This window comes from Mesorhizobium sp. L-8-10 (assembly GCF_016756635.1).
Taxonomy (GTDB): domain Bacteria; phylum Pseudomonadota; class Alphaproteobacteria; order Rhizobiales; family Rhizobiaceae.
In genome coordinates, this window is record NZ_AP023263.1 from 6,500,914 (window position 1) to 6,522,068 (window position 21,155).

Genomic DNA, 21,155 nt, shown 5'->3' on the forward strand with positions numbered 1-21,155 from the left:
GCAGCGGAACCCGGCGAAATCAGGCGCGCGCGACCTGAACCATGCCACCAAGGGCGGCAAAGACGGTGCGCACGATGCCTGCTGCATCGAGGCCCGCATCCGCATACATTTTCTCGGGCTTGCCGTGGTCGGTGAACTCATCGGGCAAGACAAGCGGCCTGACTTTCAGCCCTTGGTCGAGCAGGCCCTCGACCGCCAGGAACTGCAGGACGTGGCTCGCGAAACCGCCGACCGAGCCCTCTTCGACAGTGACCAGCACCTCATGCGACCGGGCCAGTCTGCGGACGAGATCCTGATCGAGCGGCTTGGCGAAACGCGCATCGGCGACCGTCGTCGACAGGCCGGCCGCATCCAGTTCCTCGGCCGCAGCGACACAATCCTGAAGCCGCGTTCCGAAAGAGAGCAGCGCGATCTTGGTGCCTTCCTTGACGATACGGCCCTTGCCGATCTCCAGAAGGGAACCCCGCTCCGGCATTTCGACGCCGACGCCGTTGCCGCGCGGATAACGGAAGGCGATCGGGCCCTCGTCAAACGCGGCTGCCGTGCGCACCATGTGGCGCAATTCGGCCTCGTCGGCCGCCGCCATCACCACAAAACCGGGAAGCGAAGCGAGATAGGTCGTGTCGAAGGCACCGCAATGGGTCGGGCCGTCCGCTCCGACGAAGCCGGCCCGATCGATCGGGAAACGCACCGGCAACTTCTGGATCGCCACGTCGTGAACGACCTGGTCATAAGCGCGCTGCAGAAACGTCGAATAGATCGCGGCAAAGGGTTTCAACCCCTCGGTTGCCAGACCGGCGGCGAAGGTGACCGCATGCTGCTCGGCGATGCCCACATCGAATGTGCGGGAGGGGAAGGCTTCGCCGAACAGGTCCAGGCCGGTGCCGGAGGGCATCGCCGCCGTGATCGCAACGATTCGATCGTCTTCCCGCGCCTCCTGGATCAGGCTCTCGGCAAAGACCTTGGTATAGGCCGGGGCGTTTGCCGGCGCCTTGGCCTGTGCGCCTGTGATGATGTCGAACTTGTTGACGCCGTGATATTTGTCGCTGGCCTCCTCGGCCGGCGCGTAACCCTTGCCCTTCTGCGTCACGACGTGGATCAGGATAGGCCCTTCGCCATTGTCGCGGACGTTCTTCAGCACCGGGATGAGATGCTCGAGATTGTGTCCGTCGATCGGCCCGATGTGATAGAAGCCGAGTTCCTCGAACAGCGTGCCGCCGGTGACATAGCCGCGCGCATGCTCGACCGCGCGGGTGATCGCCCTGTTGGCGCGCTTGCCGAGATAGGAGGTCAGCTTCTTGCCGACGTCGCGCAGGCCGAGATAGGCCTTCCCCGAGGCGAGGCGGGCGAGATAGGCGCTCATTGCGCCGGTTGGCGGGGCGATCGACATGTCGTTGTCGTTGAGGATGACGATCAGCCGCGCGTCGAGCGCGCCGGCGTTGTTCATCGCCTCATAGGCCATGCCCGCCGACATGGCGCCGTCGCCGATGACGGCGATAACGTTGTTCCGGCCCCCGACCAGGTCGCGCGCCACGGCCATGCCGAGCCCGGCAGAGATCGAGGTCGACGAATGCGCGGCTCCGAACGGATCGTATTCGCTCTCGCCGCGCTTGGTGAAGCCCGACAGGCCGCCTTCCTGGCGCAGGGTGCGGATGCGATCACGGCGGCTGGTGAGGATCTTATGCGGATAGGCCTGGTGGCCGACGTCCCAGATCAGCCTGTCTTCGGGCGTATTGAAGACGTAATGCAGCGCCACGGTCAGTTCGACCACGCCCAGGCCGGCGCCAAGGTGCCCGCCGGTCCGGGAGACGGCATCGATCAGTTCGGCGCGCAGTTCGGCAGCGACCTGCGGCAGGTCGCTTTCCGGCAACCGGCGAAGGTCCGCGGGGATGCGGACTTTGTCCAGAAGCGGCGTCACGGGGATTGAAGTCACTTGCAACGGAACCTGTCTGCTCGAAAGATCATACGGGAGATGTCAGGGAGATAAGGCTTGGCCCTGGCAAAGTAAATGCGCGGCAATGACGCGCATCAGTTTTCAGGGAGCGGAATGAATTCCTTCTCGTCACCGGGCACGATGTCGAAGCGGCCGGTCCGCCATTCTTCCTTGGCCTGCTCGATACGCTCCTGGGAGGAGGAAACGAAATTCCACCAGATGTAGCGCTTCGAGCCGAGCGAAGCGCCGCCGAACAGCATGAAATGGGCGCCCGCCTCCGTGGAGACGGTGATCCTGTCGCCCGGCCGGAACACAAGCAGCCTGTCCGAGGGGAAACGATCGCCGGCGATCGTCACCATACCGTCGAGAACGTATATCGCCCGCTCCTCGGCCTCGGCCGGCAGGTCCACGCTGGCGCCGGCGTCCAAACGGATATCGACATAGAGCGTGTCCGAGGTCGTTCGCACCGGCGAGCGCATGCCGTCGAAATCGCCGATGACGACCCGCCCGGTGACGCCCTGATAGGAGAAGTCGGGCAGTTCGCCGCGCGGCGTGTTGTCGAAGACGGGGGCCATCTCCTCCTTGTCCTCGGGCAGGGCCAGCCAGGTCTGCAGTCCCGAGATCGACAAAGGACCGCCACGCAATTCCTCCGGCGAACGCTCGGAATGGACGATGCCACGCCCGGCTGTCATCAGGTTCACATCGCCGGGCTCGATGACCATCTCGGTGCCGAGCGAATCACGATGGCGCACCTTGCCGTCGAACAGATAGGTCACCGTCGACAGGCCGATATGCGGATGCGGCCTCACGTCGAGCGCCTGGCCGGCCCGCAGGATCGCCGGCCCCATACGGTCGAAGAAGATGAAGGGGCCGACGAGGCGGCGGCGCGCTGTCGGCAGTGCCCGGCGAACGGCGAATCCGCCGATGTCGCGCGCATTGGGAATGACCATCAGTTCGATGGCGTCGCAGGCAAAGACGTCGCCGGCTTGAGGGTCGTTTCCGGGAAAGAAACTCATCGGTCGCTCCAGCCATTCAAGCGCCGCCGCAGCAATCGCTGCCGCAAGGCGAGGTTGCAGCTTACGCCCTCCGGAAACTTTTCCAACCCCAGGGGCCGACGGCAGGCGGGTTCAGAGGCCCGTCGCTATTCCGCGTCGAGCGGCTCCGTCCCGACGGGTTTGCCGTCACGCGATAGGCGGATTTTCTCGACCTTGTCTTCCGCGGCCTTCAAAAGGCGGTCGCAGTGAGACTTGAGCGCTTCGCCGCGCTCATAGATCCGGATCGACTGGTCGAGCGGCACGTCGCCCTTCTCCAGATCGTCGACGATGCGCTCGAGCGCGGCCAATGCCTGCTCGAAGCTCATGGCCTTGATGTCGTCATTGGTCTCGCCGGCCATGGCCTATCCTTTCATCAAGCGCTTCACATGGGCCGCGACCGAAAAGGCCAGGCCCTGCAGGTCGTAGCCGCCCTCGAGCAGGCTGACGAGCCGCCCGTTCGCATAGCGCGACGCGCGATCCATCAATACGCCGGTCGCCCAGTCGAAATCGGCCTCGGTCAGGTTGATCTCGGCCAGCGGGTCGCGGTGATGCGCATCGAACCCCGCCGAGATGATCACGAGGTCCGGCCGGAAATCGTCGATCGCCGGCAATACCCGCGACAGGAAGGCGTCGCGGAACAGGTCGGAACCGGAGTTCGGGCTGAGCGGGGCATTGACGATGTTGCCCGCGCCGGTTTCGTTCCAGGCGCCGGTTCCCGGGAAAAGCGGCATCTGGTGCGTCGAACAATAAAGTACCGAGGGATCGCTCCAGAAGATGTCCTGGGTGCCGTTCCCGTGATGCACGTCCCAGTCGACGATCGCCACGCGCTCGGCACCATGCTTCTTCTGGGCGTGGCGCGCCGCGACCGCCGCGGTGTTGAACAGGCAGAAGCCCATGGCCGTCGTGCGCTCGGCATGGTGGCCGGGCGGCCGAGCGGCGACGAAGACATTGTCGGCCGCGCCCTTGAAAACGTCGTCCACCGCGGCATTGGCTGCGCCGATGGCGGTCAGCGCCGCCTGCCAGCTCTTCGGGCTGACGGAGGTGTCGGCGTCGATGCGTGCAAGCCCCGTGTCGGGGACAGCCGCCTCGACGCGACGCACGAACTCTTCGGGATGTGCATAGAGGATGGTCTCCCGGTCGCCTTGCGGCGCCTCTACCCGCTCGAGATGGGCAAAGGCCTCGTCTTCGAGCACGCGCGTGATCGCGCGCAGCCGGTCGGGCCGTTCTGGATGACCGGGGGGCGTTATATGTTCGAGATAGATCGGATGCGAATAGAGACGCGTCACCATGGAGCGCAATCTAGTGCGCCGGCCACGCGAATGGAACCGCCGGGCATGGCTGATGGCACGATCGCTGGGGAAATCCCCGCCGGCCTGGGGATGGCCGTGACGGGCGGTGACTTTCAATCAATGACGGCCTAAGGTCGCCGCCGCTGCCAGGTGCCCGCGGCGACGCGGGAGAATCGGGAACACGGTTGAAATCCGTGGCGCGCCCAGCGCTGTAAGAGGGACTGCTTCGGCAAGACGTCACTGTTCACGGAAACGGGAAGACGCCGGAGCGGGACGATCTCCAGCCAGAAGACCGGCCCGGCAGGCATAGCCATCCGCTTGGTCAGGCGGCGGGTTTTCGATCGCAAGGGGACAGGCGATGCCGACCAACGACCGTCAGAACGACAATTCCTTCGACTCCTTCGCCCGAGACGCGGTCTACCGGGCGATCTTCACCCGTCGCGACGTGCGAAGCCATTTCGTCGACGAGCCTCTCGATGATGCGGTGCTGGCGAGGCTGCTTTCTGCCGCCCATCACGCACCTTCGGTCGGCTACATGCAGCCCTGGAATTTCATCCTCGTCCGGGATCGCGAACGTCGACATCAGGTCCGAGACCTCTTCCTCGCCGCAAAAACCCGGGAAGCCGAAGTCATGGAAGCGGACAAGCAAGAGCTCTACCGGTCCCTCAAGCTGGAAGGCATCGTCGAGAGCGCGATCAATCTCTGCGTCACCTGCGATCGCGCCCGCTCGAGGGCTTCGCCGCTCGGGCGATCGCACAATCCCGAGATGGATCTCTTCAGCACGGTCTGTGCGGTCCAGAACTTCTGGCTCGCAGCCCGCGCGGAAGGCGTCGGGGTCGGCTGGGTGAGCATTCTCGATATGGCTGCCCTGAAACGGCTGCTGGCCATACCCGATCATGTGGTCCCCATCGCCTATCTCTGTGTCGGCCGAGTCTCCACCTTCGCTGGGCGACCCGACCTCGAAACGAAGGGCTGGGGCAAGCGCCTGCCGTTGTCGACGCTGATCATGAGCGAGAGCTACGCAGGAGCCGGCGAGGGCGGGCTCAAGCGCCTGATCGATGAAGCGTCGGGGGATTGAGGAATCGCACCCTCGTGGCAGCCTCGCAGCAATGCCGGGTATTCACGCAATAGTGTCAATCGCGATCTCGATCGTGCCGCCATCGGGAAGATAATTGCGGCAGCGAGGAGGAAACCGATGCTGAGCAAGATTGCGGGCGCCCTGTTGCTGCTTTTCCTGGCGGCATTGCCGACGCCGGCCGCCGAGTTGCCGCAGTCGGGGAATCCGGTATTCGATCGAACGGTGCGGCTTGTCGTCAACAGCTTCTACGACCGGTCGGCGCTCGACCGCTTTGAAGATGCGGTGCGGCGCGAGATCGAGGATTCCCGCTCACCCGTCACGGCCGCCAGTCCGGCCGAGCGTGTCGACACTGCGATCGATGCCATTCTCGCCAGCCTGCAGGTGTCGCATACCGGCCGCTTCCGGCCTGACGGCATCGACTATTTCGAGCTCGCCGATGTCTTTCGTTACGCGCTGCGGGCCGACATGCGCCGCCTGTTCCCGCCCGACGGCGAAGCCGCCTATGCCGGGATCGGCATGATCGTGCGGCAAGGCAACGGCCTTGGATTCGTGAGCGAAGTCTATGACGGGTCGCCAGCGGCCCGGGCCGGGATCCTGGTCGGGGACGAAGTCATGTCGGTCGACGGGGCTCCCTATCGCGAGATCATCTCCTTTCGCGGCAAGGCAGGCCAGACGGTCGAGATCAAGCTGCGTCGCCGCCCCGGGGACCAGCCGCTCGACAAGACGGTCCAGGTCAAGCTTCTGCGACCGCTGCCCATGTTCGAGAAGGCGATCGAAGACAGCGCAACGATCATGGAACGGGACGGCCGCAAGATCGGCTATATCAGGCTGTGGACGCTCGCGGCGCCACGCTCCATGAACAAGGTGGCCGAAGCGCTCGCCCGAGGTCCGCTCGAGCAGGCCGACGGTCTGGTGCTCGACCTGCGCGGCCGCTGGGGCGGCGGAAGCGCCGACGCGGCGGAGCTTTTCCTGGGGGGCACGCCGCCCTTCCGGCTGATCCAACGCGACGGCGAGGCCATTCTCGCCAATGTGCGCTGGCGCAGACCGGTCGTCGCCATCATTGACGAGGGCACTCGCAGCGGCCTCGAAGTCTTCGCCTATGCCCTGAAGGCCAAGGGCGTCAGGCTGGTCGGAGCGCGCAGTGCGGGCGCCCTGCTCGCCGGCCGGGTGTTCCTGCTTCCCGATGACAGCCTGCTCGAACTGGCCGTTTCGGACGCCGTCATCGGCGACGACACAAGGCTCGAGGGGCGTGGCGTCCAGCCCGACCTGCCTGTGCCTTTCATCCTTCCCTATGCAGCCGGGCGGGACCCGCAGCGCGATGCCGCGGTCGACGAGATGCGGCGCATCCTGGCCGACGGCTGACGTTCTTCATGCCAACAAGCCTGGATGCTGGCGCATCCAGGCCCGGTGGATCCTCACGCATCCGCCTTGGCTCAGCCGGCGAGGCCCATCCGGGCCGCTTGGCTTCGCGCCAACGGGCGCGACGGTGCAAACGAGGTCAGAGGTGCAAACGAGGTCAGACTGGCCCGCGCACCGCGTCCAGCTTGCGCAGGGCCGTGTAGGCGTAGTCGAGAAAAGCCCTCACCTTCGGCGCCATGTGACCGCCGCTGCGCGCCAGAATCTGCACGGGGATGGGCGGCGGCTCGAATTCAGGCAGCAGCCGCACGAGCGTGCCCTGCGCAAGTTCGTCGGCGACCTGATAGGACAAGACCCTCGCGATGCCCCGCCCTGCCCTGACGGCCAGGAGTTGGGCTTCCATCTCGTTGGCCAGCAGTCGCGGCGCGATTCGCACCACCGGCCCACGCCTGGTCGGACCGAAGCGCCATTCCCTGGCCACACGCGCGCTGGCAATCGTACTATGCTGCGCCAGATCGCGCGGATGCATGGGCCTGCCGTGCTCCTCGATATAGCCGGGGCTCGCAACGGCCACCCGGCGCACTTCACCGACCCGGCGCACGAGAAGGGCGGAATCGGCGAGGTGATCGATGCGGACCGCCACATCCAGCCCCTCCTCGACCAGATCGAGATTGGAATCCTGCAGCACGAGTTCCACCTGCGTTTCGGGGAAACTGTCGAGAAAACCGTTGACGACAGGCGCGACATGACGGCGTCCGAACAGCACGGGCGCGGTCACCCGCAACAGGCCGCGTATCGGCATTTCCGAGGCGCCGAGCAAGGCGGCGTCATAGTCTCCCAATATCGCGCGCGCCCGTTCTGCGAGTTCGCGGCCGGCCGCGGTCGGGGACAGGCGACGGGTCGTGCGCTCGACGAGCCGCGCAGCAACACGATCCTCGAGCGCAGCCAGTGCCCGGGTGACGGCAGGCGCGGAGCGCCGCAGCCGTCTTGCCGCTCCCGTCAGGCTCCCTTCATCGATGATGGCGACGAAGATCGCAAGTTCGTCAAACCGGTCCATGATTGCTCCGATATTTGCAATTCTGACTTTTGATCATTCGCCATTTCGTTTCCTGGCGCAAGGATCAACATATCGGCAGGAAGGAGCTGCATCATGTCCGAAACCATCATCACTCTCCACGGAATGGCCTTGTCCGGCCACACGCACCGGGTCGAGCTCATGCTGCTGATGCTCGGTCTGCCCTATCGTTTCGTGCCCGTCACCGGCGATGTTATGCGCTCGGGCGAATTCCGCCGCCTCAACCCGCTCGGCCAGATACCGGTGCTGCAGGACGGCGATCTCGTCCTCGCCGACAGCAATGCGATCCTTGTGTATCTCGCCAAGCGCTACGCGCCGGAAAGCGGCTGGCTTCCCGGGGACGCGATCGGCGCGCATCACGTCCAGCGCTGGCTGTCCATCGCGGCCGGCGAACTGCGCTACGGCCCCGCCAATGCTCGCCTTGTGGCGCTGTGGGGCATGCCGGGCGATCCGGTCCGCTGCGCCGAGATCGCGAGCCGGCTCCTGCATTTCATGGAGGACCATCTCGCCGGCCGCCGCTATCTCGCGGCCGACCAGCCGACGATCGCCGACCTCGCCTGCTACGCCTATGTCGCCCACGCGCCGGAAGGCGGCATCGAACTCGACGCCTGTCCGTCGGTGCGCGCGTGGCTGAAGCGCATCGAGGCCCTGCCCGGCTTCAAGGCGATGCCCTCCTCTCCCCTGCCCAAGGCTTCGTGAGGGTCGCCATGGAGACCTCACCCTTTCATGACGATGAGCGCGCCGCCCAGGCATTCGCTGATGTGCGCGCCGCTGGCGGCGGCATCCGCGCTTTCATGCCCGATCAGCACCGCAGCTTCTTCGAACTGCTGCCCTATCTCTTCGTGGCGACGACAGACGCACAGGGCTGGCCTCTCGCGACGATGCTCACTGGTGCGCCCGGTTTCGTCCACTCGCCCGATCCCGTCACGTTGCGAGTGAACGCGCTGCCCGACCGGCATGACCCGGCGGCGGGCTCGATCATCGAAGGCGCCGAACTCGGCATCCTGGGCCTCGATCTCTCGACGCGGCGGCGCAACCGGGCCAATGGCCGCGTCTCGGGCCTCGACGACCAGAGCTTCACAGTCGCGGTGCGCCAGAGCTTCGGCAACTGCCCGCAGTATATTCAGGGTCGTGTCGTTCGATCGAAGGCGAGCGCCGGCCGAGGCGTGGAGCAAATGACGTCACTCGACGTCGAAGCCATGGCCATGATCCGGCAAGCGGACACTTTTTTCGTCGCCAGCCGTTCGCGTCCTGGCATCTCGGCAGCCGGCGGCGTCGACATCTCGCACCGCGGGGGGCGTTCCGGTTTCGTGCAGGTCGAGGGCGACGTGCTGACCATTCCGGACTATCGCGGCAACCGCTATTTCAATACGCTCGGCAATCTGCTGGGCGAGCCGCGCGCCGGGCTGCTGTTCATCGACTTCGAGACGGGCGACCTGCTGCAGCTCCAGGGGCTCGCGACCATCGACTGGAGCGACCGGGCTGCCGGTCTGGTCGAAGGAGCCGAGAGGCTGTGGACTTTCCGCGTCACGGGAGGCTGGCGGCGACGCGCGGCGGCCGGGCTGCGATGGGCCTTCGTCGACTATTCGCCGGCGACCGAACGCACCGGCGTCTGGCGCCCAGCGGCGTGATCGCGACGGCCGAGGGTCACCCCTCGGCCGCTGCGACCGGCGTGGACCCCGGCACGTCCGTCCGGCCCGGCGCGTCGGCCAGCAAGCCGTTGAGCAAGGCTTCGAACGCCTTCACCGCTTTCCGCGAGGTCGCCTCCGGGTCCTCCGAATTGGCGATCCATCGCCCGGCATTGAGCATCGCACCGTTGAGCAGGCGGGCGGCGGCCTCGGGATCGATGTCGCCGATCACGCCAGTCCGCGCGAGTTCGTTCAGGGTCAGGGTCATGGAGCTGATGCAACCGTTCTGGGTGGGCCAGCGCCAGGGGTCGCCCAGCACGGCGGGGCCGTCACAGTGGATGATGCGCTGGATCTCCGGTTCCAGGGCCATCTCGATATAGGCCTTGCACTCGTCGACAAAGCCCTGCCAACGGCTTCCCGCCCTCGCCGACACCACACGAAGACGCTCGGACATCTCCGCGTCGACCTCGACGATCACGGCTTCCAGCAGTCCCTTCTTGTCGCCGAAATGATGATAGAGCGCGCCGCGCGTGAGTCCGGCGGCAGCGGTGAAATCGTCCATCGAGGACTGCGCATAGCCGACCGTGCCGAACGCCTGACGTGCGGCGGCGACCAGCTTGGCGCGGGTTTCCGCGATCATTTCCCTGCGAGGTTTGTGCGCCATCCTGCCCCTAACTCATACGCCACGTATGTTAATTGACATACGCAGCGTATGCAATTATGTAGTCACATACGCCACGTATGTAAGTTACAGGAACCCGGAGTTCCAGGAGCGCGCCGATGCCCAACCCCTATAGCCGAATCTTCAAGGCCCCGGGTGCCAAAGGCTTCGCCGCAGCCGGCTTCATTGCGCGGCTGCCGGTTGCCATGGCGACGATCGGCACCGTGGCGATGCTTTCGCAGACCCACGGCGAATACTGGCTTGCAGGCGCGGTGTCGGCCACATTCGCCCTGACCAACGCCTTTGTCGCGCCTCAAATCTCGCGCCTGGTCGACCGGCACGGACAGTACCCGGTCCTCATCCCGGCAACGGCGCTGTCCGTCTTCGCCTTTGCACTGCTGATCGTCGCGGCCCGCTACGGCTGGCCCTCATGGACCCTCTTCGTCTCCGCCTTGCTTGCGGCGAGCATGCCGAGCATGCCGGCAATGGTCCGCGCTCGCTGGACGGAGCTTTATCGCGGCACGCCTGAACTCAACACGGCCTTCGCCTTCGAGTCGGTGGCGGACGAACTGGTCTATGTCGCGGGGTCCAGCCTGGCGGTCGGCCTCAGCGTGTCGTTGTTCCCGGAGGCAGGGCCGCTGGCATCGACCCTCTTCCTGGCCGTCGGCTCGACGGCCTTCATCCTCCAGCGTTCGACCGAGCCCAAGGTGCAGCCTGCCGTAGCGAACCACGGCCATTCCGCCGCAAGATTGCCGGCGGTACAGATCATCACCTTCGCGCTCGTCGCCATCGGCACGCTCTTCGGCACGGCCGAGGTGACCGTCATCGCCATGACGAAGGAATTCGGCCAACCGGCCGCGGCCACCTTCGTGCTCGGCGGCTATGCCCTCGGCTCGCTGATCGTCGGTCTGGTCTTCGGTATGCTCAAGCTGAGGATGCCGCTATCCCGGCAATTCGCCATCGCCATAGCGGTCGCCGCGGCGACCACCTTGCCGCTGCTTTTCGTCTCGAACGTTCCAATGCTCGCCGTCGCCCTCTTCGCTAGCGGCGTCTCGATCTCGCCGACCTTCATCACCGCCTTCAGCCTGATCGAACGCCTCGTGCCGCCGGCCAAGCTGACCGAAGGCATCACCTGGGTAATGACCGGGATCGGCATCGGCATGGCAGTCGGTTCCTTCACCTCCGGATGGGTGATCGACGAATTCGGTGCGGGCAGCGGCTTCTGGGTGTCGGTCGTCGCCGGTGCCGTCGCCCTTCTTGCGGCCGTGCTCGGCCAACCTCTGCTGTCGATCGGATCATGCCAATGCCGAGCGGAGCCGAGAGCGGCCTGACCAGTCATGCCGGCCTTATCCCTGGCGGGAAGCGTCCCGTCATTTCCAGAAGCGGTCGGCCTTGCGCAGGTCAAGCCACAGGTCCCGCGCCCCGGCCCAACTGATCTCCCCCCTTGCCTGGCTGGCCCCGATCACCCATCCGATCCCGCGTTGCAGCGCGCCATCCCCTGCCGCCGGGCTGTGCCCTTCGGTGAACATGGTCCTCAGCGTCGCGGCATCGTTCAGATCGCCGAAGACGGCCTGCAGCTTCTTCAAGCGCTTCAGGAAGGGATCGACATGCTTCGGGCGGAACAGCGAGGCGAAGAATTCCGTCGCATAACGGAATTTCTTCAGTTCCTTCCGCAGCTCATGCCGCTGCTCCACGGTGAGCGTGTCGAAAGCCTCGGTCCGCTTCGCCACCTTTTTCCAGCGCTTCTGGAGCGCCTGTCGCGCGAACTCCGGAACCGGAACAGCCAGCCGCTCGGTCTGGCCGATATCGGACGGATCCAGCCAGCCGCGCGTCTCCACGAAACGGACCATGTCGAGCAGGAGCACCTGAGCGCGGGCGCCGGGCAGGCAGCCGCGGAGCTCGCCGCGCGCGACAACCGCCTCGCGCCGCAATTCCTCGGCGAGGCCCGAAAGCCCGGCCTCGTCCGGGTGCGTCGAGGCTTCGCGCCCGACGATCTCGTCGGCGACCACGTCCAGATCGCGCAGGCTCCCGACCTGCTGTCCGAGCCAGCGTGCCTCATCGCTGAGCCTGGCCATCTCCGCACCCTGGAAAGCCGGGGAAAACACCGAGAATGCGCTGCGCAGGCGCCGCAGCCCCACCCGCAACTGGTGCGGCCCTTCCGGATCGTCGAGTTCCCGCACCACGACCATGTTGGCGGCGACCTGCTCGACACAGCTCCTCAGCACCTCGCGCGCCGCCTGCTCGGTCGTCTGGTCGGCACGAAGGGCGACTTGCCGCGCATTGCGTGGAGCGAGCGGCGGGTCCACAAGGCCCTCCTCCGCCAGAAGATAGCCACGCGCGCCCTTCGAAAGCTCCGAGAAGCGCAGCCCGCCATCGGGGAACAGAAGCCGGGCAACCTCGAACAGACCGCCCACATTGCCGTCGATGAGTTCTATCTCGGCTTCGCGCAATCGGGCCGAGCGGCCGGCTGCGAGGATCTCGCCGACATCGACGGCGAGCTCGACACGCGTGCCGTCCGCGAGCACGAGTTCACCCGCCTGGCGCCGAACGATGGTCTCGCAGACCGGCTGCAGCACGGCGCCCTTGGTCTGCTGGACGATCTCCTCGCGAACGGTTTCGTCGGGGATCGCTTCGATGGAGGGCCGCCCGCCCGGCGCAGGGTTCTCGAATTCACCGACCTGCGACAGGCCGCCATGCAATTGCGCGTCGGTCTTGACCGTCTGGATCCAGCGCCGTCCATCCCGGCGAAGCCTCATGGCGATGCCGGCCTTCTTCAGGGCATGTTCCGGTGTGTCGAGATAGATGCTTCTGAGCGTGCGCACCCTGGGCGCGCCGTTGGCGAGTTTCGATCCCTTGGCGCGGGCCCACAACTGCTTGGACGTCGACTCGTCGATGATGAACTTCAGCTCGATTTCGCCCATTGGAGAACTTTGTGCCAGCCTGGGTTTAACCCATGTCTCCCGAAAGTGTGCCGCTGTTTCGAGATAAAGACATGCGCAAGATCAAAAATCTTCAGTATGCCGCGCGAATTCTTTTTCAAGCGACATGCTGCAGGTCTAACGCATTCTCCACGACGACCGCAACGGATCGATGGTCGTATTCCCGGATCAGCCTTCCGGCATGCCGGCACTTCGGAACCAGCCGCCTCGATGATTGCGATATCGTCGACCGCCGCCGCAGCTTCGTCGATCCTAGAAGATCTCGGTCCTGGCGATCCTTATGCCGAAGCCTTCGAGGCCGACATAATGACGTTCGCGCGAGGTAATGAGATTGATCGAGGAGATGCCGAGATCCTTCAGGATCTGCGCGCCCAGCCCGATTTCCCGCCATTCGTTCTCGCGGTTCTTGGCCTCGTCGTGGCTCTCGCGATCCCCCGACAGGCGGCGGCTCCGCGCCTGATGGCCGACGCCGACCGAGCCTTCGCGCAGATAGACGATCACACCGCGCTTCGTCTCGCCCATCGAACGCATGATGTCGCGCAACCGGTCTTCCGTCCCGAAGACGTCGCTGACGACATCCTCCGGATGGAGCCGGACCGGCACGTCGACGCCGTCGCGAATGTCCCCGAAGACGATCGCCAGATGGTGCATGACGTCCCAGGGCAAGGTGTAGGTATAAGCCTTGGCCTTGCCGCCTGGTGTTTCGATGTCGAAACAGGCGATCCGCTCGATCAGCGTCTCCTGCCGCTGCCGGTAGGCGATGAGATCGGCCACGGACACCTGCTTCAATCCGTTCCTCTCGGCGAAGGCCTGGACCTGCGGCCCGCGCATCACGGTGCCGTCGTCATTGACCAGTTCGCAGATGACGCCGACCGGCGGCAGGCCGGCGAGTTTGCACAGGTCGACAGCCGCCTCGGTATGGCCGGAGCGCATGAGCACGCCGCCCTCGCGGGCGATCAGGGGAAAGATATGGCCGGGGCGCACGAAGTCGGTAGCGCCGACATTGCCGTTGGCGAGGTTGCGCACGGTCAGCGTGCGGTCCTCGGCGGAAATGCCCGTCGTCGTGCCATGCTTGAAATCCACGCTCACCGTGAAGGCCGTGGAATGGGGGGCGTCATTGTCGGCCACCATCGGCGCCAGGTTCAGCCGCTTGGCATCCTCGCGCGTCATCGGCGCGCAGACGATACCGGAGGTATGGCGGACGATGAAGGCCATCTTCTCCGGCGTGCAATGCACGGCGGCGACGATCAGGTCGCCCTCGTTCTCACGGCCGTCATCGTCCATGACGACGACGATCTCTCCACGCTCGAAGGCGCGCAGGGCCTCGACAATCTTCTTCTGGTCGTAGGGCATCGGCTTCTCTCGTCAAACCAGTGGCACTGGTGAATGGTGAATGGTGAATGGTGAATGGTGGTCGACACTGTGAGGCCGTGCACCGTCAAGTCGCTCCGTCCGCCATTCGCTATTCGCTACTCACTGCTCGCTTCATCTTCCCGTCTGCCCGCGGTGGCGCAGATAGTGGTCCGCGATCGCGCAGGCGACCATTGCCTCGCCGATCGGCACGGCGCGGATACCGACGCAAGGGTCGTGACGCCCCTTGGTCATCACGTCGACATTGCTACCGGAGCGGTCGATGGAGCGGCGCGGCGTCAGAATAGACGAGGTCGGCTTCACGGCGAAGCGTGCAATGACGGGCTGGCCGGTGGAGATGCCGCCCAATATGCCGCCCGCATGGTTCGACAGGAAGATCGGCCTGCCGTCATTGCCCATGCGCATCTCGTCGGCATTGCGTTCGCCGGTGATGCGCGCGGCCTCGAAACCATTGCCGATCTCGACGCCTTTGACCGCGTTGATCGACATCAGGTTGGACGCGATATCCTGGTCAAGCTTGGCATAGATCGGGGCTCCGAGACCCGCCGGCACACCTTCCGCCACGATCTCGATCAGCGCTCCGACCGACGAGCCGGCCTTGCGGATGCCGTCGAGATATTCCGCGAAGATCGGCACCGATGCCCTGTCGGGCGTGAAGAACGGGTTCTCGGCATCGCCGACAAAATCCCAGTCCCAGTTCGCGCGGTCGATATCCTTCTCGCCAATTGCCACGAGCGCGCCGCGCACCACCATGCCGGGAACGACCTTGCGGGCGATCGCGCCGGCCGCCACGCGCGCGGCGGTCTCGCGGGCCGACGAGCGGCCGCCGCCTCGATGGTCGCGCAGGCCGTATTTCACATCATAGGTATAGTCGGCATGGCCGGGACGGTATTGCCGGGCGATGTCGCCATAGTCCTTCGAACGCTGGTCGACGTTCTCGATCAGCATCGAGATCGGCGTGCCCGTCGTCACCATGGTCGCGCCGTCCTCTTCGGGGAGAACGCCCGAGAGAACGCGCACCTCATCCGGCTCGCGCCTCTGGGTGACGAAACGGGACTGTCCGGGACGGCGGCGGTCGAGTTCGTCCTGGATGTCCTTCAGGGTGAAACGAATACCCGGCGGACAGCCATCCACCACGCAGCCCAGCGCGGGTCCGTGGCTCTCGCCCCAGGTCGTCACCCGGAACAGATGACCGAACGTATTATGCGACATCGACACCAATCCTGCCCGGCCCTGGAGCGCGGCATGCCCGTTCGACACGCCCGGCGCCCTCCAGTGCTTACCGCATCGGCCCGAAATCGATCGCGATTTTCCGAGCCGATGGATAGCCGGTTCAACGCAGGCTTCTATTGGCGTTTTGCGCGGTGGTCAAACAAAGAGCGACGCCGTCATTTCGCCCGATCGTCGCCGATAAGCAGGCTTTCCACGGCCATGCGCGGCGGCACCGGCGGATGGAAGGCGGCCGCCCCGAAAGCGATGATCGCGACAGGCTCGATATGGTCGGGAATCCGCATCTTTCGCGCGAATTCGGCATAGATCTCCTGGTTGCGCGGGCGCGACTCGATCAGGTCCCGCGAGAAGTGATTCCAGCAGACGCCGAAATTTCCGGCATGTGCGGCGAGCACCATCTGCATGATGGCCGCGCCGCCGTCGATATGCAGCCCCGCCTCGTTCTCGCCGAGCCCGCCATAGAAACGGCGGTCGCCGCCGACGAAGATCAGGCACGGCGCATCGTAGCAGTGCTGCTCCTTGATATGCTTGAGCAGATGCTTCTCGGCCGGATCCGTCATGATCAGGAAACGCCATGGCTGTCGATCGCCGGAGTTGGGCGCCCAACGCGCCGCATCGATCAGCTTCTTGGCACAAGCGGTCAGCTCTTCACCGGAAGGCTGCTCCGTCGCCCAGACGCGTGAGCTTCGGCGCGTCGCGGCAAGACCGATGAAGGCATCCATCCTGAACGGGTCGAACGCCCTGGCCGCGGTCGAATTCGGCTCGATGAACTCGCGCTCCAGATTCTCGAAGCGGCTCGCAATCAGGTCGGCCCAGGCGATGGTCGGCTCCGACATGTCGTGTCCGCGCTGCTTCAGCAGTGCTATGCAATCGCGGACATTCTTGCGTCGCTCTTCATAGTAGTCGCGCTTGGCGTGGAAGATCCTGTTGTAGAAGGACTTTTCGATGCGGTGGGCATCATGCCGCATGAAAGCGAGCAATTCGTCGTCGGAGAGCTTGTCGGGATCCGACGAGCCGAACGACTTGAGTTGCGGCACCGTGGGGGCCGTCATGCCTGCGGCGCGTAGCAGGCGCCGCTTCGCCTTGCCTGCCACCGAGCGCATGTTGAGCGGCTGGCGGCTGTGGTTGCCTTGGGGCGAAGGCACGGCCGGCATGACGAAAGGCGGCTCGCCGGCGCAGCGCTCCATTTCCTCCACCAGCCCTGGCAGCCGGTCGAAATAAAGCGCGTTGAAGTCCGGATAGGTCTCTACCGGCGTCGCCCGCACCCGTTCCAGCGTCGCCGCGAGATCGTCGAGATGGTCGCAGAACTGGACGTTCGGGATGTCCTTGAACCAGGCCACCGCCGAAGTGAGCTTGTGGTCGACGGTGCGCAGCACCACGACCGGCTTGCGGCAGATCACCCCGAAGATCAGACCGTGGAAACGGTCGGTGACGACGGCTTCATGCGCATCGAAAAGGGCCAGCGTGTCGTGCACCACGCCATAACGCGCATCGGCCTCGATCGGCGCATCGAGCGTGGTGTCGAACAGCGTCGCGGGGATGCCGATGCGCTCGACGACTTTCAGTCTCTCCTCCGGCGCAAAGACGGATTCGTCGTCGAGCCGGAGGCAGGCCATGATCTTGCCGGCATTTTCCGGCTGCGGCGCGAGCGTGAATTCCTCCTTGCGCAGGGACAGCACGAAATCGGGCATGGTGATCACCTGCGCCCGAGGGAACAGCGCCCCGGCCAGCGATCCGCTGATATCGTCGCGGCCCATGACGGTCAGATGGCCGTGACGGCCATAGACGGCCTGCGACACCTGCTTCTGATAACGGCCGAGCGGCGTTTCGCTGAAGAAGATCGTCTGCGGGAGGCTGACGATCCGGTTGTCAGGCAGCGCCTCGATCATGGTCCGCCGGGCCGTTTCCGACCACAGGCCGCGATCGCCGAGATTGCCGCCGCTATGCAGGAACACGAGGTCGTTGGCGCGGACACGCGAGGCGATCTCGTCGCGGCAGCCGATGATGACGTTCTTGTCGAGCTCGACGACGGGCTCGCCCGGATAATGCCTGGCGATCCACTGCCTGATCGCCACGACCTGGGCATGGTCGCCGACATTGCGCAGGCTCGCGGTCGGGATAAGGCCGTAGATGATGCGCCGCGGCGCATCCGGATGCCAATCGATCTCGGCGAATCGTGCCCTGGTTTCGGCACGGTCCTTTTCTCCGAGCACGATCGGCTTGTAGGGATCCCACGCAGCCGTTCCCCGCAGGCTCCGGATCGTCTCGACGATCGGCGCCGGCAGGTTCTTCTTCAGCGCACTCTTCAATGTCATCTTGCGGACCATACCTCGCTGACCGGGAAACGAATTATAGACACCCTCCAATTCCGGTAACAAGATGGTGCAGCGCAGCAGAGCCGGTCACAAGATGGTGCAGCGCGAAACAATTCGACATCGGATGCCGCGTCAGGCCCGGGTTGCTCGGCCGGTGCCCTCCCGCGCGTGACCGGCGGCAAACAAACGTGTGCGCTGCGGATATTAGTTTTGACACATTCGCTGTGATACTGCTCACCTCGCCCTGTGGGGTTTCCTCCGCCCAGGGGCGCGGAGCACAAGACAAAGAGGACGATCCATGCGTATCCTGATTGGCGCCGTTGCCGCGGCCTTGATGATTTCGACTGCAGCCTATGCCGCGGAGGCCGAGGGCCATATCAAGGCGATCAACAAGGACGCCCAGACGATCACGCTCGACGACGGCAAGTCCTACAAGCTTCCGGGCGAGTTCGACGTCGAAACGCTGAAGGAAGGCATGGAGATCCTGATCGCCTATGACGAGGTCGGCGGCGAAAACCTGATCACCGACATGGAGTTGCCGGAGTAGCCGGGAAGGACCTCACGATCGGCGTCGGCTCCAGGGAACCGATGCGGCGATGAGGCAAGACCGGGAGCAGCGTTTCGATCGGTGCGTCGGCCGCTCTCGGATCGCCGTTCTCAAATCCAGGTCAGCGTGCCGTTCTCGAGCATCAGGACACGATCCTGGGGCACGGGCAGAACGGCCGCCTTCTTCTGCGTCAGGTCTCCGATCATACTGAACAGCACGCGGAAGATGCCGCCATGGGTCACGCAGACCGTGCGTGACGTCACTTCACCCAGCCACGGCGCCACGCGATCCTTCAGCATCTCGTAGCTCTCCGCGGCGTCGCCGGGTGGCTGGAAATTCCATTTGTCCAGCGCGCGCCGGGCCTTCGACCCCGGCTCGCGAAGTTCCAGTTCGTCATAGGTGAAGCCCTGCCAGTCGCCGAAGTTCAGTTCGGCGAGGCGGGAATCGGTCCGGTAGGCGAACGGGTCGAGCCCCATCGCGCGACGGATGCGCTCCATGGTCTCGCGGGTACGCCGCAGCGGGCTCGCTACGAAATCGAAGCCGGAGGGATCGGCGATCAGCGCCTTGAGCGTCCGGCCGTTCCGCGTCGCCTGTTCCCGCCCCAGCGCGTTGATATCGGTCTCGGCCTGACCCTGCAGGCGGCTCTCGGCGTTCCAGTCGGTCTGACCGTGTCGCACGAAATAGACCGGAGCTGAGGTCGTCATCAGCCTTCTTGCCTTTAGCCTGCGGGAAAACTTCGCGTCGGCGCGATCAGTCCTTGACCACCGAGATGTCGGGTGCATCGACAGCCTTCATGCCGACCACATGGTAGCCGGAATCGACATGATGCACCTCGCCCGTGACCCCGCGCGACAGGTCGGAGAGCAGATAGAGCCCGGAATCGCCGACCTCCTCGATGGTGACCGAACGCTTCAGCGGCGCGTTGTACTCGTTCCACTTCAGGATGTAGCGGAAGTCGCCGATGCCGGAAGCGGCCAGCGTCTTGATCGGGCCGGCCGAGATCGCGTTGACGCGGATGTTCCTGCCGCCCAGGTCGACGGCGAGATAACGCACGCTCGCCTCGAGCGCGGCCTTGGCCACGCCCATCACATTGTAGTGCGGCATCACCTTCTCGGCGCCATAATAGGTCAGCGTGAGCAGCGATCCGCCGTCGGGCATCAAGGCCTCGGCGCGCTTGGCGATGGCGGTCAAGGAGAAAACGGAAATCTCCATGGTGCGCAGGAAATTGTCGCGCGTCGTCTCGACATAACGGCCGTCGAGCTCCTCCTTGTCGGAGAAGGCGATGGCGTGGACGAGGAAATCGATCTTGCCCCATTTGGCGGCGATGTCGGCGAACACCGCATCGAGGCTGGCCGTATCCGTGACATCGCAATGTCCGGCCAGATGCGCGCCGAGCTCAGCCGCAAGCGGCTCGACACGCTTCTTGAAGGCGTCGCCCTGGTAGGTCAACGCGATCTCGGCACCCTGATCCGCACAGGCCTTGGCGATGCCCCATGCGATCGACCTGTTGTTCGCGACACCAAGGATGAGGCCGCGTTTGCCGGCCATCAGGCCATTTCCACCCGCCATTGATCAGTCTCCGTGACCCGTCTTGCCGACAGCCTATCGCACAGGCCAAGGGAGCCTTCAAGCATCGAGCCGGAGAATGCACGGAGGCATCGCCGCCTCCGGCCGCGCAGCCCGCATTCGGGCCTTATGCGCCGCTCCCAGGACGCATCAATTGATGAAATAGCGCTGCCACTCGAAGTTGGTGATGTGGCGGGTCAGCCCTTCGATTTGAGCAGGGCCTCGAGTTCCTTGTCACCGTCGGGAAGCATTACCCGGACATGGGCATAGAGGTCGCCATGACCGCCCACCTTCTCCGGCAAGCCCCTGCCCTTGATCCGCAACACCTTGTCCGAACTCGACCAGGCCGGCACATTGACCGCCAGCCGCCCGGTCGGGGTCTCGACCGGCACCTTGGCGCCGAGCACGGCATCGCGCAACGACACCGGCAGGTCGGCATGCAGGTCGCGCCCTTCGATCCGGTAGCGCGGGTGCCTGCGGAAACGCACCTTCACCAGCGCGTCGCCGGGTTCGCCGAAGCCTTGCTCGCCTTGCCCCTTGAGCCTGATCGTCTGGCCGTCCTCGACATAGTTCGGCAGCTTCACCGAGATTTTCCGGCCGTCGGGAAAGATCGCCGCGACCTTGGCGCCGGTCGCCGCCTCCTCGATCGTGACATCGAGCCCGACATTGATGTCGGCACCGGACGGCGCGCGGCGGCCACCGCCCATGCCGGGACCGCCACGCTGCGAGAAGCCTTGACCGAACAGTTCGCTGAAGATGTCGCTCGCGTCGAACGCGTCCGCACCCGGCCCGCTGGTGCGGAACTCGAAGCGCGTGCCGCCCGGCCCGTGCTGGCCCTGCTGGGCGCGCCTGAACGCCGCGAAGGGATCGCCATGGGCGCCGCCTTCGAAGCCGTGGAACTTCGGCCTGCCCTCCGCGTCGATCTCGCCGCGGTCGAAGGCCGCCCGGCTCTTCTCGTCGCCGAGGATCTCATAGGCCTGATTGGCGGCGGTGAATTGTTCCTTCGCCTTGGGATCATCCGGATTCTGGTCCGGATGATATTTCTTGGCGAGCTTGCGGAAAGCCGCCTTTATGTCTTTTGCCGTGGCGCTCTTGGCAACGCCCAGCACGTCATAGGGATCACGCATGCTTCT

19 protein-coding genes and 1 riboswitch are annotated in these 21,155 nt (G+C 65.1%); of the genes, 6 read left to right on the plus strand and 13 right to left on the minus strand.

The window, feature by feature from the left end; all coding sequences use genetic code 11:
* Positions 1-19 precede the first annotated feature (19 nt).
* The 4 genes from dxs to JN280_RS30430 all read right to left on the minus strand — a co-directional run bounded on the left by dxs (position 20) and on the right by JN280_RS30430 (position 4,256).
* Positions 20-1,933, minus strand: coding sequence for a 1-deoxy-D-xylulose-5-phosphate synthase (gene dxs, locus JN280_RS30415; RefSeq protein WP_202307796.1), 1,914 nt, complete (start codon positions 1,931-1,933; stop codon positions 20-22).
* A gap of 95 nt (positions 1,934-2,028) precedes the next feature.
* A complete protein-coding gene (locus JN280_RS30420; protein WP_202307798.1) occupies positions 2,029-2,949 on the minus strand; it encodes a pirin family protein in 921 nt (306 codons plus the stop codon).
* A gap of 125 nt (positions 2,950-3,074) precedes the next feature.
* On the minus strand, positions 3,075-3,326 hold the full coding sequence (locus tag JN280_RS30425; protein WP_202307800.1) for an exodeoxyribonuclease VII small subunit: 252 nt from the start codon (positions 3,324-3,326) through the stop codon (positions 3,075-3,077).
* A gap of 3 nt (positions 3,327-3,329) precedes the next feature.
* Positions 3,330-4,256 (minus strand): histone deacetylase family protein, encoded by a 927-nt coding sequence (locus JN280_RS30430; RefSeq protein ID WP_202315126.1) that lies wholly within the window; start codon positions 4,254-4,256, stop codon positions 3,330-3,332.
* Between the two features lie 131 nt (positions 4,257-4,387).
* Positions 4,388-4,571, plus strand: a riboswitch (cobalamin riboswitch).
* A 43-nt stretch (positions 4,572-4,614) separates the two neighbouring features.
* On the opposite strand from JN280_RS30430, the gene bluB reads away from it, so the two are divergent.
* Both bluB and JN280_RS30440 read left to right on the plus strand, forming a co-directional pair.
* Entirely contained in the window at positions 4,615-5,334 is a 720-nt protein-coding gene (gene bluB, locus JN280_RS30435; RefSeq protein WP_202307802.1) for a 5,6-dimethylbenzimidazole synthase, read from the plus strand.
* A gap of 117 nt (positions 5,335-5,451) precedes the next feature.
* A complete protein-coding gene (locus JN280_RS30440; protein ID WP_202307803.1) occupies positions 5,452-6,696 on the plus strand; it encodes a S41 family peptidase in 1,245 nt (414 codons plus the stop codon).
* A 154-nt stretch (positions 6,697-6,850) separates the two neighbouring features.
* Here the strand turns inward: JN280_RS30440 and JN280_RS30445 are convergent, their stop codons facing one another.
* Positions 6,851-7,747 carry a LysR family transcriptional regulator gene (locus JN280_RS30445; protein WP_202307804.1) on the minus strand — a complete coding sequence of 299 codons (897 nt, stop codon included), beginning with the start codon at positions 7,745-7,747 and terminating at the stop codon, positions 6,851-6,853.
* A gap of 93 nt (positions 7,748-7,840) precedes the next feature.
* Between JN280_RS30445 and JN280_RS30450 the strand changes: the two genes are divergently transcribed.
* On the plus strand, positions 7,841-8,464 hold the full coding sequence (locus tag JN280_RS30450; protein WP_202307805.1) for a glutathione S-transferase: 624 nt from the start codon (positions 7,841-7,843) through the stop codon (positions 8,462-8,464).
* 8 nt (positions 8,465-8,472) lie between these two features.
* Positions 8,473-9,396, plus strand: coding sequence for a pyridoxamine 5'-phosphate oxidase family protein (locus tag JN280_RS30455; RefSeq protein WP_202307806.1), 924 nt, complete (start codon positions 8,473-8,475; stop codon positions 9,394-9,396).
* Between the two features lie 16 nt (positions 9,397-9,412).
* Here the strand turns inward: JN280_RS30455 and JN280_RS30460 are convergent, their stop codons facing one another.
* Entirely contained in the window at positions 9,413-10,057 is a 645-nt protein-coding gene (locus JN280_RS30460) for a TetR/AcrR family transcriptional regulator (RefSeq protein ID WP_202307807.1), read from the minus strand.
* 116 nt (positions 10,058-10,173) lie between these two features.
* Here JN280_RS30460 and JN280_RS30465 point away from each other — a divergent pair, with 116 nt between their 5' ends.
* A complete protein-coding gene (locus JN280_RS30465) occupies positions 10,174-11,385 on the plus strand; it encodes an MFS transporter (RefSeq protein ID WP_202307808.1) in 1,212 nt (403 codons plus the stop codon).
* A 39-nt stretch (positions 11,386-11,424) separates the two neighbouring features.
* On the opposite strand, the gene JN280_RS30470 is transcribed toward JN280_RS30465, so the two are convergent.
* The 4 genes from JN280_RS30470 to JN280_RS30485 form a co-directional block, all read right to left on the minus strand.
* Complete coding sequence (locus tag JN280_RS30470; RefSeq protein WP_202307809.1) at positions 11,425-12,975, minus strand: CYTH and CHAD domain-containing protein; 1,551 nt, start codon at positions 12,973-12,975, stop codon at positions 11,425-11,427.
* Between the two features lie 270 nt (positions 12,976-13,245).
* A complete protein-coding gene (gene ribB, locus JN280_RS30475; RefSeq protein ID WP_202307810.1) occupies positions 13,246-14,346 on the minus strand; it encodes a 3,4-dihydroxy-2-butanone-4-phosphate synthase in 1,101 nt (366 codons plus the stop codon).
* A gap of 132 nt (positions 14,347-14,478) precedes the next feature.
* Positions 14,479-15,576, minus strand: a complete 1,098-nt coding sequence (gene aroC, locus JN280_RS30480) for a chorismate synthase (protein ID WP_202307812.1) — start codon at positions 15,574-15,576, stop codon at positions 14,479-14,481.
* A 176-nt stretch (positions 15,577-15,752) separates the two neighbouring features.
* Positions 15,753-17,909, minus strand: a complete 2,157-nt coding sequence (locus tag JN280_RS30485; protein ID WP_202307814.1) for a polysaccharide pyruvyl transferase family protein — start codon at positions 17,907-17,909, stop codon at positions 15,753-15,755.
* Between the two features lie 298 nt (positions 17,910-18,207).
* Between JN280_RS30485 and JN280_RS30490 the strand changes: the two genes are divergently transcribed.
* Complete coding sequence (locus tag JN280_RS30490) at positions 18,208-18,456, plus strand: DUF1344 domain-containing protein (protein WP_202307815.1); 249 nt, start codon at positions 18,208-18,210, stop codon at positions 18,454-18,456.
* A gap of 110 nt (positions 18,457-18,566) precedes the next feature.
* Here JN280_RS30490 and JN280_RS30495 read toward each other — a convergent pair whose 3' ends face one another.
* From JN280_RS30495 to JN280_RS30505, 3 genes are all read right to left on the minus strand, one after another.
* Positions 18,567-19,160, minus strand: coding sequence for a histidine phosphatase family protein (locus tag JN280_RS30495; RefSeq protein WP_202307816.1), 594 nt, complete (start codon positions 19,158-19,160; stop codon positions 18,567-18,569).
* Between the two features lie 46 nt (positions 19,161-19,206).
* On the minus strand, positions 19,207-20,025 hold the full coding sequence (gene fabI, locus JN280_RS30500) for an enoyl-ACP reductase FabI (RefSeq protein WP_202307817.1): 819 nt from the start codon (positions 20,023-20,025) through the stop codon (positions 19,207-19,209).
* 194 nt (positions 20,026-20,219) lie between these two features.
* Complete coding sequence (locus JN280_RS30505; protein WP_202307818.1) at positions 20,220-21,149, minus strand: DnaJ C-terminal domain-containing protein; 930 nt, start codon at positions 21,147-21,149, stop codon at positions 20,220-20,222.
* Between the last annotated feature and the right edge of the window lie 6 nt (positions 21,150-21,155).

Excerpts from the sequence above, each read along its gene's own strand:
- JN280_RS30440 (WP_202307803.1), top strand. The coding sequence starts at position 5,452 with ATGCTGAGCAAGATTGCGGGCGCCCTGTTGCTGCTTTTCCTGGCGGCA.
- JN280_RS30495 (WP_202307816.1), bottom strand. The coding sequence starts at position 19,160 with ATGACGACCTCAGCTCCGGTCTATTTCGTGCGACACGGTCAGACCGAC.
- JN280_RS30425 (WP_202307800.1), bottom strand. The coding sequence starts at position 3,326 with ATGGCCGGCGAGACCAATGACGACATCAAGGCCATGAGCTTCGAGCAG.
- bluB (WP_202307802.1), top strand. The coding sequence starts at position 4,615 with ATGCCGACCAACGACCGTCAGAACGACAATTCCTTCGACTCCTTCGCC.
- JN280_RS30490 (WP_202307815.1), top strand. The coding sequence starts at position 18,208 with ATGCGTATCCTGATTGGCGCCGTTGCCGCGGCCTTGATGATTTCGACT.
- JN280_RS30485 (WP_202307814.1), bottom strand. The coding sequence starts at position 17,909 with ATGACATTGAAGAGTGCGCTGAAGAAGAACCTGCCGGCGCCGATCGTC.
- JN280_RS30450 (WP_202307805.1), top strand. The coding sequence starts at position 7,841 with ATGTCCGAAACCATCATCACTCTCCACGGAATGGCCTTGTCCGGCCAC.
- JN280_RS30445 (WP_202307804.1), bottom strand. The coding sequence starts at position 7,747 with ATGGACCGGTTTGACGAACTTGCGATCTTCGTCGCCATCATCGATGAA.
- aroC (WP_202307812.1), bottom strand. The coding sequence starts at position 15,576 with ATGTCGCATAATACGTTCGGTCATCTGTTCCGGGTGACGACCTGGGGC.
- fabI (WP_202307817.1), bottom strand. The coding sequence starts at position 20,025 with ATGGCGGGTGGAAATGGCCTGATGGCCGGCAAACGCGGCCTCATCCTT.
- ribB (WP_202307810.1), bottom strand. The coding sequence starts at position 14,346 with ATGCCCTACGACCAGAAGAAGATTGTCGAGGCCCTGCGCGCCTTCGAG.
- JN280_RS30505 (WP_202307818.1), bottom strand. The coding sequence starts at position 21,149 with ATGCGTGATCCCTATGACGTGCTGGGCGTTGCCAAGAGCGCCACGGCA.
- JN280_RS30420 (WP_202307798.1), bottom strand. The coding sequence starts at position 2,949 with ATGAGTTTCTTTCCCGGAAACGACCCTCAAGCCGGCGACGTCTTTGCC.
- JN280_RS30460 (WP_202307807.1), bottom strand. The coding sequence starts at position 10,057 with ATGGCGCACAAACCTCGCAGGGAAATGATCGCGGAAACCCGCGCCAAG.
- JN280_RS30470 (WP_202307809.1), bottom strand. The coding sequence starts at position 12,975 with ATGGGCGAAATCGAGCTGAAGTTCATCATCGACGAGTCGACGTCCAAG.
- JN280_RS30455 (WP_202307806.1), top strand. The coding sequence starts at position 8,473 with ATGGAGACCTCACCCTTTCATGACGATGAGCGCGCCGCCCAGGCATTC.
- JN280_RS30430 (WP_202315126.1), bottom strand. The coding sequence starts at position 4,256 with ATGGTGACGCGTCTCTATTCGCATCCGATCTATCTCGAACATATAACG.
- JN280_RS30465 (WP_202307808.1), top strand. The coding sequence starts at position 10,174 with ATGCCCAACCCCTATAGCCGAATCTTCAAGGCCCCGGGTGCCAAAGGC.